The organism is Micromonospora mirobrigensis (assembly GCF_900091555.1).
In the GTDB taxonomy this organism is placed as follows: Bacteria; Actinomycetota; Actinomycetes; order Mycobacteriales; family Micromonosporaceae; genus Micromonospora; species Micromonospora mirobrigensis.
Map to the genome: position 1 here is coordinate 22,314 of NZ_FMCX01000008.1, position 12,477 is coordinate 34,790.

Below are 12,477 nucleotides of genomic sequence, written 5' to 3' on the forward strand. Positions count from 1 at the left end.
GGCAATAATGACGGCGTGACTGCGGCCCCAGCCATTGACAAGAGCCGGATCCACTCCCTGACGCGTCCCAACATGGTCAGCGTCGGGACGATCGTGTGGCTCTCCAGCGAACTCATGTTCTTCGCGGCGCTGTTCGCGATGTACTTCTCGATCCGCGCGGCGGCGCCGGAGCTGTGGGAGAAGCACACCGAGGTCCTCAACATCCCGTACGCGACCACCTTCACGGTGATCCTGGTGTTGTCCTCGGTGACCTGCCAGCTCGGTGTCTTCGCGGCCGAGAAGGGTGACGTCCACGCCCTGCGGCGGTGGTTCACGATCACCTTCGTGATGGGTCTGATCTTCGTGCTCGGCCAGGCGAACGAGTACCGGACGCTGGTGCACGAGGGCGTGAAGATCAACGGAGACGGTTACGGGTCGATGTTCTACCTGACCACCGGCTTCCACGGCCTGCACGTGACCGGCGGTCTCATCGCCTTCATCATCTTCATGGTCCGCACGACAATGGGCCGGTTCACCCCGGCCCAGGCGACCTCGGCGATCGTGGTGTCCTACTACTGGCACTTCGTCGACGTCGTGTGGATCGGGCTCTACGCCATGATCTACTGGCTTCAGTGATCTTGGCGCGTCACGAACCGCGCCGCTGCTCCGTCCCCTGAGACAAGGTCCAACCCGGTTAAGGACACAGGTCATGACTTCTGACAACGACCGCCGAGGCGGTCTGCTCGCGCGGCTGCGCGGGCGGCCCGCGGCGCGCAGCAGGGGCCGCCGCCGGCTGGGCGCCGCGGTCCGGCTGATCGCCGCGCTGACGCTGGCCGGCGGGGCCTACACCGTCTTCGCCCCCGGAGTGCAGGCGCAGGAGAACCCGCCGCTGACCGGCGCCGCGGCCGAGGGCAAGGCGCTGTTCGACGTGAGCTGCGTGACCTGCCACGGCCGTAACGCGCAGGGCGTCGAGGGTCGTGGCCCCAGCCTGGTCGGGGTCGGCTCCGCCTCGGTGGAGTTCCAGGTGGGCAGCGGGCGGATGCCGATGGCCCGCCAGGAGGCCCAGGCGATGCGCAAGCCGCCGGTCTTCACCGACGAGCAGGTGCGCCAGCTCGGCCAGTACATCCAGGAACTCGGCGGCGGCCCGCAGGTGCCGGCCGGTAACGACCTGCACCGCAACGCCGACATGGCCGCCGGTGGCGAGCTGTTCCGGATCAACTGCTCGCAGTGCCACGCCTTCGGCGGTGGCGGCGGCGCGCTCTCCTCCGGCAAGTACGCCCCGAGCCTCAAGCCGGCCAGCGACCGGCAGATCTACGCCGCCATGCTGAGCGGCCCGCAGAACATGCCGGTCTTCGGTGACAACCAGATCACTCCGGAGCAGAAGGCGGACATCATCGCCTACATCCAGGAGACGCTGAAGCACGACCAGGACCAGGGCGGGTTCAACCTGGGCCGGTACGGCCCCTCCACCGAGGGCCTGGCGATCTTCCTGATCGGCATCGTCGCGCTGGTCTTCGCGAGCCTGTGGATTGCGGGCAAGTCGTGACCGAGCAGATCCTGCGTACCATTGCCGTGGTGCCGTGCGCCGGCACCGCCCGTAACGAGGTGACGGCATGAGCATCCACACCGAGCACCAGACCCCGCAGGGTCGGGAGCCGCTCGACGTCAACGACCCTCGCGCGTCCCGCTTCGACATCGTCCAGGAGGGCGCGCGTCGGGACGACATCGAGATCGTCCACTACGAGGAGCAGGTCGTCCCGGGCAGCAAGGCGGAGCGTCGGCTGACCCGTACGGTCGCCCTGATGTTCCTGCTCACCGGCCTGGCCGCGACGGCCTTCCTGGTGATCTACATCTGGTGGCCGTGGAAGTGGGAGGCCGGCCGGGGCGGTGACAAGCTCTACACCCCGCTGCTCGGCCTCACCCTGGGCGTGGCCCTGCTCGGCATCGGCTTCGGCATCCTCACCTGGGGCAAGAAGCTGCTGCCCAAGGAGGTCTCGATCCAGGACCGGCACGACCAGCCAGGCCCCGCTGAGGACCGGAAGATCACCGGCGAGACCATGCTCTACCTGGCCGACGAGCTGGGTGTGAAGCGCCGGCCCCTGCTCGGTGTCTCGCTGGTCGCCGGCCTGCTGCCGGTGGGCGCGGTCGCCGCGGCCCCGCTGGTCGGTGGCCTGATCTCCAACCCGCACAAGAACAACCAGATGTTCACCACCGGCTTCGCGCCGGCCGAGGGCGGGAAGAAGATCCGGCTGGTCCGCGAGGACGGCCGACCGATCCGCCCGGCGGACGTCAGCGCCGGTGGCCAGCTCACCGTGTTCCCCGGCATCGAGCACGGCGTCAGCAACAAGCACGCCGACTCGCCGACCCTGCTCATCCACCTCCGTGAGGACGACGCGCAGAAGTCCCGGGAGGCGAACTCGCGGGCCGGCCACGGCGACTACATGTGGGGCAACTACGCGGCGTTCTCCAAGATCTGCACGCACGCCGGTTGCCCGGCCAGCCTGTACGAGCAGCAGACCAACCGGCTGCTCTGCCCGTGCCACCAGTCGCAGTTCCTCATCACCGACAACGCCCGGCCGATCTTCGGCCCGGCGAGCCGGCGGCTGCCCCAGCTGCCGATCGAGGTGGACGAGGAGGGCTTCTTCGTGGCGAAGTCCGACTACACCGAAACCATCGGGCCCGACTTCTGGGAGCGGCCATGAAGCGCCGAAAGTTCGATGCGGCCGCGCTGCCGGCCAAGACCGCCGGGGCGGTGGACGACCGCTTTCAGGTAGCCACCCCGCTGCGCAAGCTGCTCAACAAGGTCTTCCCCGACCACTGGTCCTTCCTGCTCGGCGAGATCGCGCTCTTCTCGTTCGTCGTGCTGCTGATGACCGGTGTCTTCCTGACCTTCTTCTACGAGCCGGCGATGACCGAGGTCGTCTACAACGGCAGCTACGCCCCGCTGCGGGGCACGCCGATGTCGGCCGCGTACGCCTCCAGCCTGGACCTGTCGTTCGACGTCCGGGGTGGTCTGATCATGCGGCAGATGCACCACTGGGCGGCGCTGCTGTTCATGGCCGCGATCGTGGTGCACATGATGCGGGTCTTCTTCACCGGCGCGTTCCGCAAGCCGCGTGAGACGAACTGGATCATCGGCTCGCTGCTGTTCTGGGTCGGCTTCCTCGCCGGCTTCACCGGCTACTCGCTTCCGGACGACGGCCTGTCCGGCACCGGTCTGCGGATCGCCTCCGGCATCATGCTGTCGATCCCGGTGATCGGCTCCTGGCTGACCTCGTCGATCTTCGGCGGCGAGTTCCCGGGCGAGATCATCATCAGCCGGTTCTTCATCGCCCACGTGCTGCTCATCCCGGGTCTGCTGGTCGCCCTGATCAGCGCCCACCTGGGCCTGGTCTTCAAGCAGAAGCACACCCAGTGGCCCGGCCCCGGCCGGACCAACGAGAACGTGGTCGGCGAGCGGATGTTCCCGCGCTACGCGCTCAAGCAGGGCGGCTTCTTCATGGTCGTCTTCGGCGTGATCGCCCTGATGGGCGGCCTGTTCCAGATCAACCCGATCTGGTACTTCGGCCCGTACGAGGCGTGGGTGGTCTCGGCGGCCAGCCAGCCCGACTGGTACGTCATGTTCCTCGACGGCTCGACCCGGCTCATGCCGGCCTGGCAGATCAACATCCCGATCGGCGACGGGTACGTCATCCCGCCGCTGTTCTGGCCGACGGTCGTGCTGCCCGGCATCCTGGTGGGCCTGTCGACGATGTACCCGTTCCTCGAGGCCCGCCAGCTCAAGGACTACAAGCACCACAACCTGCTCCAGCGGCCCCGGGACGTTCCGGCCCGGACCGCGGTGGGCGCCATGGCGGTCGCCTTCTACATCGTGCTGACCCTCTCCGGCGGCAACGACGTGATCGCCGACAAGTTCCACATCAGCCTGAACGCGATGACCTGGGCGGGCCGGATCGGTCTGCTGGTCGTCCCGCCGCTGGCGTACTACGTCGCGTACCGGCTCTGCCTCGGCCTCCAGCAGCACGACCGGGAGGTGCTGGCCCACGGCGTGGAGACCGGCATCATCAAGCGGCTGCCGGACGGCCGGTTCGTCGAGGTCCACCAGCCGCTGGCCGCGGCGGACCACGACGGCCACGGTGAGCTGGACTACGTCGGCTGGGTGGTGCCGAAGAAGATGAACCGGCTCGGTGCCCTCGGGCCCGCCATCCGGGGCTTCTTCTACCCGATCGAGCGGCCCGCCGAGGCGCCGGTCTCGCCGGGTCACCCGCCGGTCGAGCCCCGACCGGAGCGCGAGGAGATCACCAGCGGCGAGCGCCGCTGACGTACCCCCGCAAGGCCGCAGACGTGGCGCCCGCCGGATCCCGGCGGGCGCCACGTCCGTTTGCGTCCCCCTCGTCCCCGCCGCCCTCCGCCGGTCACGGGGCCGGCACGGACGGGTGAGATCGCAGGAATAACCCCGGTCAGCCGGGTATCCGTGCGGTCCAACGAAAAAGGGGGGGAAAGATGTTGGGTATCAAACGCCTCGGTCTGCTGGCCGCCCTGGTGGTGGTCGGGCTGGCGCCCGCAGCTGCGGCGCAGGCCGCGGCACAGCCGTCGACGCAGGACACCCAGTACCTGCAGGCGGTGCATCAGGTGAACCTCGCCGAGATCGCCGGTGGCGGCGTGGCGCAGCAGAAGGCCCAGAACCAGCAGGTCAAGGATCTGGCTGCCCAGTTCGTGACCGACCACACCCAGCTGGACCAGACGGTGCAGAGCACCGCGCAGCAGTTGAACGTCAAGCTGCCGGACAAGCCCACCGCCGACCAGCAAAAGGTGCTGGACAAGCTCAAGAACCTCAGCGGCGCCGAGTTCGACAAGGCGTGGGTGACCGCTGAGCTGGCCGGTCACGTGCAGGCCATCCAGGCCACCCAGACCGAGATCTCGCAGGGCTCCGAGCAGTCGGTGGTCCAGCTGGCCCAGGACGCGCTGCCGGTCCTTCAGGCGCACTACGACGCGCTGGTGGCCCTGGCCCAGCAGCTGGGCATCCCGGTCCCGCAGACCAGCGCCAGCGGCTCGCCCAGCCCGGGCGGCACCGCGACGCCGGGCGGCACCGAGTCCCCGGCCCCGGGCGGCACCAGCGAGTCGCCGGCCCCGGGTGGCACCACCACACAGACGCCGGCTCCGAGCAACAGCTGACGTCGTACGGCCGAGAAGGTGGCCGGTCCGCCCCGCGGGGGTGGGCCGGCCACCGTCGTCGTGTCCGCCTCAGTCCGCGCTGGCCAGCCCGATGGCGAAGGCCTCCTCCAGGTCGTGCTGCGAGTACGCCCGGAACGCGATGTGCGACTCGGTGTTCAGCACGCCGGGGACCTTGGAGATGCTGCCGGCGATGATCTCGGCGATCTGTTCGAACTCCCGGACGCGGACCATGGCGATGAGGTCGACGTGACCGGCCACCGAGTAGACCTCGCTGACCCCGGGCAGGTTGGCCAGGTTCTCGGCCACCTCGGGGATCGAGTCGGTGGCGCAGTCGATCAGCACGATCGCGGTGATCACTGGACATTTCTCCGTTCGTCGGCGTCGCCGCTCATGCTAGTTGTCCCCAGGTCGACCGCGGCGGTGCGGATCGTGTCGGTCAGCTCTTCGTGCCCGGCGACCCGGGCACCGGGCCAGAGCACGCTGCGGACGACCTCGCCGTGGACCACCGCGCCGGCGCCCACCACGGAGTGCTCCACCCGGCCGGTGACGGTCGCGGTCGGATCGACCAGGCTGCCGGCGCCGGCGGCGTGCAGGTTGGCCGCCAGGTAGTCGGCGGGGGTGCCGGTGTCGTAGAAGGTGCCGCGGTAGGGCACCACGGTCAGCTCGCCGTCCGCCTCCGCCGGGCGCCAGACCGTACGGACCAGGTCGGCGAAGGTGGCGGGCAGCTCGCGTACCCGGTGCCAGGGCAGCAGCGAGAAACCGACGAACTCGTGCCCGGCGAAGGTGCCGGGGGCCGCCGGGTCCGCCGCGGGCCGACCCAGCAGGCGTACGCTGTGCCCGTCCCAGCCGTCCACCAGCGCCGCGACGTCCGGGCCCGGCGGCGCCTGCGGATCGGCCAGGTAGGCGTCGGCGTTGCCGACCAACACGCCGCGGCCGGCGATCCACTCCCGCAGGTTGCCCAGGCCCCCGGCGGTGCCCAGCGGGTCGCCCGGCTCCACCGACAGGTGGGCGCGCGACCCGACGTGGTCGACCACCTGCCCACCCAGGTAGCAGGCGTTCACCGCGACCCGGTCCGGCCCGGTGAAGCCGAGCCCGGCCAGCCGGTGCAGGGCCCGGTCGAGCAGCGGCACGTTCCCGACCGGGCAGAGCGCCTTGGGCAGCCGCTCGGTCAACGGACGCAGCCGGGTGCCCTCGCCCGCGGCCAGCACCACCGCGCACACCGGCACCGCCGCCCGCCAGGTCATGCCGGCCGGCCGCCGGGCGGCAGCTGACCTGCCTGCGGGCCGATGCCGTAGACGCCGAGCAGCCGGGCGGTGGCCCGGCTGAGTCGGGGCAGGTCGTCCAGCGGATGCCAGGCGGCCTCGAACACCTCCGCGCCGTCGACCACCAGCTCGGTCGTGGCCGCCGGCACCTCCGCCTCGAAGACCACGTCCACCCAGCCCTTCGCGTGCACCACCGCGTTCGGGGTGGCCGGGCGTAGCCGCTCCGGGGGCAGCCGGATGCCGCTCTCCTCGAACAGCTCCCGGGCGGCGCCCACCACCGGGTCCTCACCCCGCTGGAGCAGGCCGGCGGGGAGCGTCCAGCTGTGGCCGGGCGGCTGGCGCAGCAGCAACAGCCGACCGACGCCGGTGGCCTCGGAGTCGCGGACCAGGGTCACCGCGCCGACGACGTACTTCGGCACGGCCAACCGCACCAGGCGGCGGCGGACCGGCACCGGCAGCCGGTAGAAGAGCTGGTACGCGACGGCCCGTCCGGTGGCGCGCGAGCGGGGGATCATGACACCAGGCTAGTGGCCGGGGCCGGCCCGCAGGCGTCCGCCCCGAGCACCGGTCACCGGCGGTTGTCCACCAGGTCGATGAGCTGGCGTACGACGGTGTCGGGCTCGGCCGTCCGGTCGAAGACCGCCACCAGCAGGGTCTCCAGGTCGGGGTAGCCCAGCTCCTCCGACAGCCGCAGCAGCGGCAGGTCGTTCGCCAGCCCCCGGTCGTGCTTGCGCAGCGCCAGGCCGATGGTGGCCCGGCCGAGGCGTACCTTGTCGGCGAGCGAGATGCCGGGCTCGGTGTGCTCGGCGAACCAGCGGTTGATCTGCATCTGGGCGTGCGGCGACTTGACGAAGCCCAGCCACTCCCGGCGGGGGCCGCGCGGCGCCACGTCCGCCTCGAAGCCGCTCTCCGCGTCGGTCTCGGTGTAGATCTCCACCACGTCACCCTCCTCCAGTTCGGAGGCGAGCGGCGCCAACCGCCCGTTGATCCGGGCGGCCAGGCAGTGGTCGCCCCGCTCGCTGCCCAGCTCGTACGCCAGGTCGACCGGGGTGGCGCCGGCCGGCAGCACCACCTGCCGGCCGTCGGCGACCACCTGGATCTGCGCCTCGGACAGGTCGCAGCGCAGCGACGCCATGAACTGGGTCGGGTCGACGGTGTCCTGCTCCCAGTCCAGCACCCGGCGCAGCCAGGCCAGCTCGTCGGCCCGGTCGGCGTCCCGCCAGCTCGTCCGGGGGAAGCGGTACTGGGCGGCGACGCCGTACTCGGCGGCGCGGTGCATCTCCTCGGTGCGGATCAGCACCTCGACGGTGCGGTCCTGGGGGCCGCAGACGCTGGTGTGCAACGACCGGTAGAGGTTGTTCTTCGGGGAGGCGATGAAGTCCTTGAACCGGCCGGGGATCGGCCGCCACACCCCGTGTACGGCACCCAGCGCGGCGTAGCAGTCGGTGGCCGGGCCGTCGACCACGATCACGATCCGGGGCAGGTCGTAGGGGGCGGTGTGGCCGCCGGCGACGGTGTCCTTCCAGATCGAGTAGAGGTGCCGGGGACGCGGGGCGACCTCGGCGTCGACCCGGCTGCGTCGCAACGCCACCCGGGTCTTGGCCACCACCGAGTCGAGGTACGCGTCCCAGCCCGGCCGGTCGTGCACGTGCCGGGCCAGCCGGGCGTGCTGGTCGGGCTCCAGGTGCAGCAGCACCACGTCGTCCAGCTCCCGCTTGAGGGTCTGGATGCCGAGCCGGTCGCAGAGCGGGACCAGCACCTCCTGGGTCTTGCGGGCGATCCGCTCCCGGGAGGCGGCCGAGCGGACCCCGAGCGTACGCATGTTGTGCAGCCGGTCCGCCAGCTTGATGATCAGCACCCGCACGTCCTTGCCGGCGGACACGATCATCTTGCGGATCGTCTCGGCCTCGGCGTTCTTGCCGTAGAACGCCTTGTCGAACTTGGTCACCCCGTCGACCAGGTGGGCGACCTCCCGGCCGAAGTCCTCCTGGAGGGCCTGGAGGGTGTAGCGGGTGTCCTCCACCGTGTCGTGCAGCAGCGCCGCCACCAGGGTGGTGGTGTCCATGCCCAGGTCGGCGCAGATCTCCGCGACGGCGAGCGGATGGGTGATGTACGGCTCGCCGCTCTTGCGGAACTGGCCGCGGTGCATGTTGTCGGCGATCGTGTAGGCCCGGCGCAGCACCGACGCGTCGGCGCTGGCGTGGATGCCCCGGTGGCTGCGGACCAGCGGACCCACCGGGTCGTTGTCGGTGGTCGGCCAGCTCAACAGGGAGCGCAACCGGCGGGTCAGGGGCAGCTCGCCCGGCTGGGTCGGGAGGGCGCCCCCCAGGGCGGCGCCGCGTCCGGCGTCGACGTCCACCTGGGACACCTCCTCACCCCTGGCTCCACGGCGGTCGGACCCGACAACCGGAAGCAGGCCCACGAATCGGGCAGGACTGCACTTCTCTAACAGAGTAGATGCATCGAGGTGGTCCGAATGGTCACTTGCTCATGAGCTTTCGGCCGAGAGTTGGGCGGACGAGCCGTTCTCGGCCTTACGCAACAGGTCGTGGAACCGCCCTGCGCCACCGACCGGTGAGGACCATCCGGAGGACATCTCCACCAGCCGGGTCTCCGGCCGCTCCAACCAGGACAGGATGCGCTCGGACTCCTCGGCCGAGGCCCGCGGCACCGGCCCGTGGCCGGGCAGCACCGTCTCGGCGGTGGCCCGGATCGCCTGGATCGTCGGCCGGGGATGCACCCCCGGCGGGGAGACCCCGGCGCCGGCCAGCCGGCCGTGGCGGACCAGCGCCAGCTCCCAGCCGCCGCGCGCGGCGGGCCGGGCCGCCGCCAGCTCGGCGATGCCGGTCAGCGCCGCCAGCCGCTGCATCCGCACCGTCGCCCGCAGCACCGCGGCCAGCCGGGCGCGGACCACCGCGGCCTCCTCGTAACGCTGGTCGGCCGAGAGCGCGCCGATCCGGGCCAGCAGGGCGTCCACCACCGGCTGCGGGTCGGTGACGGTGGCCGTCCGGAACGGGGCGGCGGCGCTGTCGTCGTACTCCTCGGGGGTGATCCGGTGCTCGCAGGGCGCCGGGCAGCGGCCCAGCTCGGCCAGCGCGCAGGCCGCGATGGTGGTGCGCCGGGAGAGCTTGTGGGTGCACTGGCGCAGCGGGACCGCGTCGTGGAACCCGGCGGCGGCCAGCTCGGCGGCCTGCTTGGACCGGAACGGCCCCAGGTAGGCGGTGTCGGTGGGGGAGAGGTTGCGCACCACCGACAGCCGCGGGTACGCCTCGTCGGTCAGCTTCAGCCAGACCATCCGCTCCGGGAACTTCGACCGCCGGTTGTACGGCGGGGCGTGCGCGGCGATCAGCCGCAGCTCGCGGACCTCGGCCTCCAGCGGGTGGGCGCACTCGACCGCCTCCACCCGCTCGGCCGCGGCCAGCATCTCCGACATCCGGGCCCGCTTCTCGGCGGCGGTGAAGTAGCTGCGCACCCGGGTGGCGATGTCGACGGACGTGCCGACGTAGAGCGGCCGGTCGTCGGCGGCCCGGAAGATGTAGACCCCGGGCACCTTGGGCAGCCCCTCGGCGAGGTGCCGCTTGCGGCGCTGGGTGGGGGTGACCGCCCGGGCGAACTCGATCGCCTCGCCGATGGTGTCCACCCGGTGCCCGCCGAGCCGGCCGATCAGCCCGTGCAGCACGTCGACGGTGGCCCTGGCGTCGTCCAGCGCCCGGTGGGTGGGCTGCACTGTGGTGCGGAAGTAGGCCGCCAGGGTGCCCAGCTTGCGGTTGGGCACCTCGTCGCGGGTCAACGCCCGGCGGGCCAGGGCGGCGGTGTCCAGCACCCGGGGGTTGGGCCAACGGTAACCGTGCTTCGCGCAGGCCGCCTTGAGGAAGCCCACGTCGTAGGGGGCGTTGTGGGCGACCAGCACCGCGTCGGAGAGGAACTCCAGGAAGCTCGGCAGCACCTGCTCGATCGGCGGGGCGGGCAGCAGCATCGCCTGGGTGATGCCGGTCAGCACGGTGATGAACGGCGGGATCGGCACCCCCGGGTTGACCAGGGTGGCGAGCACCCCCAGCTCCTCGCCGCCGCGCACCTTGACCGCGCCGATCTCGGTGATCCCGCCGCCGTCCGGCGCCCCGCCGGTGGTCTCCAGGTCGACCACGACGAAGGTGGTCGCGTGCAGCGGCAGCGCGGGATCCACCCCGCTCACCGTCGGGTCCAGGCCGGCCAGCGCCTCCTGGACGAACCCTCGTTCCGCCACGTGCGGCACGGTAACGCCCCGGTCCGACACTCCCGTCCCACGGGCCCCAGGGGTCGCCACCGGTCTAGGATGAGAGATCGGCTCACTCATCAGGCGGTGGGCCCGGTCGCGGTGGGAGACTTGCCACATGCCCCTCACCGACCCGTCCGACGATCAGCTCCCGCCGCAGGAGCCGGTCGTCGCCGCGCAGGGTGCCGGTGAGGACTCCGCGGCGACCCTCGACGGTGACCCGGGGCGGCCCGGATCCGCCGAGGGCACGGTTCCACCCGAGCCGGAGCCGGTCCTGCCCGAGCCGGTCCGGCAGCGGATCGTGGCCCTCACCGCCGCCGTGCTGCCCGGCCTGCCCCTCGACGAGGTGCCGGTGCCGCTGCGCCGGGTGGCCAAGTTCGCGCCCAACCGGCGCGCCCGGCTCGGCGCCCCGATGATCGCCGCCCAGCTCACCGCCGACCCGCTGTTCCGGCAGCGGGTCACCGCCCGGGTGATCACCGACGCCGGCGACCTCGGCGCCGCCGTGGTGGAGGGCACCGCGCCCGCCGCCGCCGACCCGGTCGAGGTGGCCGCGCTGGCCTACCTCGCCCGGCCGCGGGGCTGGCGGGAGCTGATCGAGGCCAGCGGCGCGGCGGTGCGCGCCGAGGCGGACAGCGCGGTGGTGGCGGAGCTGGTCCGCGAGGCCGAGCAGCGGGCCACCCGCGCCGAGCACGACCGGGCGGTGGCCCGGGTCGAGGCGGAGAAGCTCCGCGACGAGCTGGCCCGGGTCCGCGAGGAGCTCGGCCAGCTGCGCGAGGAGGCCCGGCAGCTCACCCGGACCCTGCGCGATACCCAGGCCCGTGAGCGCAGGGCGACCGAGCTGCTCGCCACCGAGCGGGGACGGACGGCCCGCGCCACCGCCGACACCGAGGCGGAGCTGCGCCGGGCCCGGGCCCGGCTGGCCGAGGCGGAGGCCGCGGCCGGGGTCGCCCGGGCCAGCGCCAAGGAGGCCCGCTCGGTCGACGACGCCCGGCTCTGGCTGCTGCTGGAGACCATCGGCCAGGCCGCGGTCGGCCTGCGCCGCGAGCTGGCCCTGGACCCGGTGGAGCGGCTGCCGGCCGACTTCGTGGCCGACGCGTTCGCCGACAACCCGGCCGGCGCGGCCGGCCCGGCCGCCCGGGCCCGGGACACCGACGACCCGGCCCGCCTCGACCAGCTGCTCGCGTTGCCCCGCGCCCACCTGGTGGTGGACGGGTACAACGTCACCAAGCGCGGCTTCGGCGAGATGTCCCTCGAGCAGCAGCGCAAACGCCTGATCGCCGGGCTCGGGGGGATCGCCGCGCAGACCGGCGACGAGGTCACCGTGGTCTTCGACGGCGCCGAGCGGATGCACGGCCTGCCCCCCGCGCCGCGCGGCGTGCGGGTGCTCTTCTCCCGCAAGGGCGAGACCGCCGACGAGCTGATCCGGCGCCTGGTCCGGGCCGAGCCGGCCGGGCGGCCGGTCGTCGTGGTCTCCTCGGACCGCGAGGTCGCCGACGGGGTACGCCGGCACGGCGCGTACCCGCTCGGGGCCGACTCCCTGCTCCGGCGACTGTCCCGCTCCTGACCCCGGGCCGGGTCCCGCCTGCCGTTGGCGCGGGGATGCGGCAGGTCGGTCCCATCCGAACGCCGCAGGGTCCAGTGGACTGGAGATCCGCAGAACTTCCCCGAAGATGCTGCCTCGCGACGCACCGAGGCGGCATCTTCCCCGAAGTTGCCGACCCGCTTGCCGTGCGGTGGCGCGGGTTGCCGCATGTCGCTGTTGATCACTGGTTGTCCGGTTGTGTCGTACCCCGGGGCTAGTGTCCGACC

General features: G+C 72.2%; 11 protein-coding genes. 6 read left to right on the forward strand and 5 right to left on the reverse strand.

Features of this window, described 5'->3' with window-relative positions:
- Positions 1-15: 15 nt before the first annotated feature.
- From ctaE to GA0070564_RS23535, 5 genes are all read left to right on the forward strand, one after another.
- Positions 16-615, forward strand: a complete 600-nt coding sequence (gene ctaE / locus GA0070564_RS23515; protein WP_091612927.1) for an aa3-type cytochrome oxidase subunit III — start codon at positions 16-18, stop codon at positions 613-615.
- A gap of 73 nt (positions 616-688) precedes the next feature.
- Positions 689-1,525, forward strand: coding sequence for a cytochrome bc1 complex diheme cytochrome c subunit (gene qcrC, locus GA0070564_RS23520; protein WP_088972428.1), 837 nt, complete (start codon positions 689-691; stop codon positions 1,523-1,525).
- Positions 1,526-1,592: 67 nt separating this feature from the next.
- Positions 1,593-2,681: a cytochrome bc1 complex Rieske iron-sulfur subunit gene (gene qcrA, locus GA0070564_RS23525; protein WP_091612932.1), complete on the forward strand. Its 1,089-nt coding sequence runs from the start codon at positions 1,593-1,595 to the stop codon at positions 2,679-2,681.
- On the forward strand, positions 2,678-4,300 hold the full coding sequence (qcrB, locus tag GA0070564_RS23530) for a cytochrome bc1 complex cytochrome b subunit (RefSeq protein ID WP_091612935.1): 1,623 nt from the start codon (positions 2,678-2,680) through the stop codon (positions 4,298-4,300). Before qcrA ends, qcrB begins: the two co-directional genes overlap by 4 nt.
- Positions 4,301-4,482: 182 nt before the next feature.
- Positions 4,483-5,154: a DUF4142 domain-containing protein gene (locus GA0070564_RS23535; protein WP_091612938.1), complete on the forward strand. Its 672-nt coding sequence runs from the start codon at positions 4,483-4,485 to the stop codon at positions 5,152-5,154.
- Positions 5,155-5,223: 69 nt separating this feature from the next.
- On the opposite strand, the gene GA0070564_RS23540 is transcribed toward GA0070564_RS23535, so the two are convergent.
- The 5 genes from GA0070564_RS23540 to GA0070564_RS23560 all read right to left on the reverse strand — a co-directional run bounded on the left by GA0070564_RS23540 (position 5,224) and on the right by GA0070564_RS23560 (position 10,659).
- On the reverse strand, positions 5,224-5,511 hold the full coding sequence (locus tag GA0070564_RS23540) for an Lrp/AsnC family transcriptional regulator (RefSeq protein ID WP_088972423.1): 288 nt from the start codon (positions 5,509-5,511) through the stop codon (positions 5,224-5,226).
- Positions 5,508-6,398, reverse strand: coding sequence for a nucleotidyltransferase family protein (locus tag GA0070564_RS23545; protein ID WP_091612942.1), 891 nt, complete (start codon positions 6,396-6,398; stop codon positions 5,508-5,510). The genes GA0070564_RS23540 and GA0070564_RS23545 overlap by 4 nt, the downstream gene beginning before the upstream one ends.
- Entirely contained in the window at positions 6,395-6,931 is a 537-nt protein-coding gene (locus GA0070564_RS23550) for an NUDIX hydrolase (protein ID WP_091612945.1), read from the reverse strand. The genes GA0070564_RS23545 and GA0070564_RS23550 overlap by 4 nt, the downstream gene beginning before the upstream one ends.
- A 53-nt stretch (positions 6,932-6,984) precedes the next feature.
- Positions 6,985-8,775, reverse strand: a complete 1,791-nt coding sequence (locus GA0070564_RS23555) for a RelA/SpoT family protein (protein WP_091613600.1) — start codon at positions 8,773-8,775, stop codon at positions 6,985-6,987.
- A gap of 129 nt (positions 8,776-8,904) precedes the next feature.
- Positions 8,905-10,659 (reverse strand): DEDD exonuclease domain-containing protein, encoded by a 1,755-nt coding sequence (locus GA0070564_RS23560; RefSeq protein WP_091613605.1) that lies wholly within the window; start codon positions 10,657-10,659, stop codon positions 8,905-8,907.
- 127 nt (positions 10,660-10,786) lie between these two features.
- Here GA0070564_RS23560 and GA0070564_RS23565 point away from each other — a divergent pair, with 127 nt between their 5' ends.
- Positions 10,787-12,232 carry an NYN domain-containing protein gene (locus GA0070564_RS23565; RefSeq protein ID WP_091612948.1) on the forward strand — a complete coding sequence of 482 codons (1,446 nt, stop codon included), beginning with the start codon at positions 10,787-10,789 and terminating at the stop codon, positions 12,230-12,232.
- Positions 12,233-12,477 lie beyond the last annotated feature (245 nt).

Coding starts and splice junctions, on each gene's coding strand:
- qcrC (WP_088972428.1), top strand. CDS start 689: ATGACTTCTGACAACGACCGCCGAGGCGGTCTGCTCGCGCGGCTGCGC.
- qcrA (WP_091612932.1), top strand. CDS start 1,593: ATGAGCATCCACACCGAGCACCAGACCCCGCAGGGTCGGGAGCCGCTC.
- qcrB (WP_091612935.1), top strand. CDS start 2,678: ATGAAGCGCCGAAAGTTCGATGCGGCCGCGCTGCCGGCCAAGACCGCC.
- GA0070564_RS23535 (WP_091612938.1), top strand. CDS start 4,483: ATGTTGGGTATCAAACGCCTCGGTCTGCTGGCCGCCCTGGTGGTGGTC.
- GA0070564_RS23545 (WP_091612942.1), bottom strand. CDS start 6,398: ATGACCTGGCGGGCGGCGGTGCCGGTGTGCGCGGTGGTGCTGGCCGCG.
- GA0070564_RS23550 (WP_091612945.1), bottom strand. CDS start 6,931: ATGATCCCCCGCTCGCGCGCCACCGGACGGGCCGTCGCGTACCAGCTC.
- GA0070564_RS23565 (WP_091612948.1), top strand. CDS start 10,787: ATGCCCCTCACCGACCCGTCCGACGATCAGCTCCCGCCGCAGGAGCCG.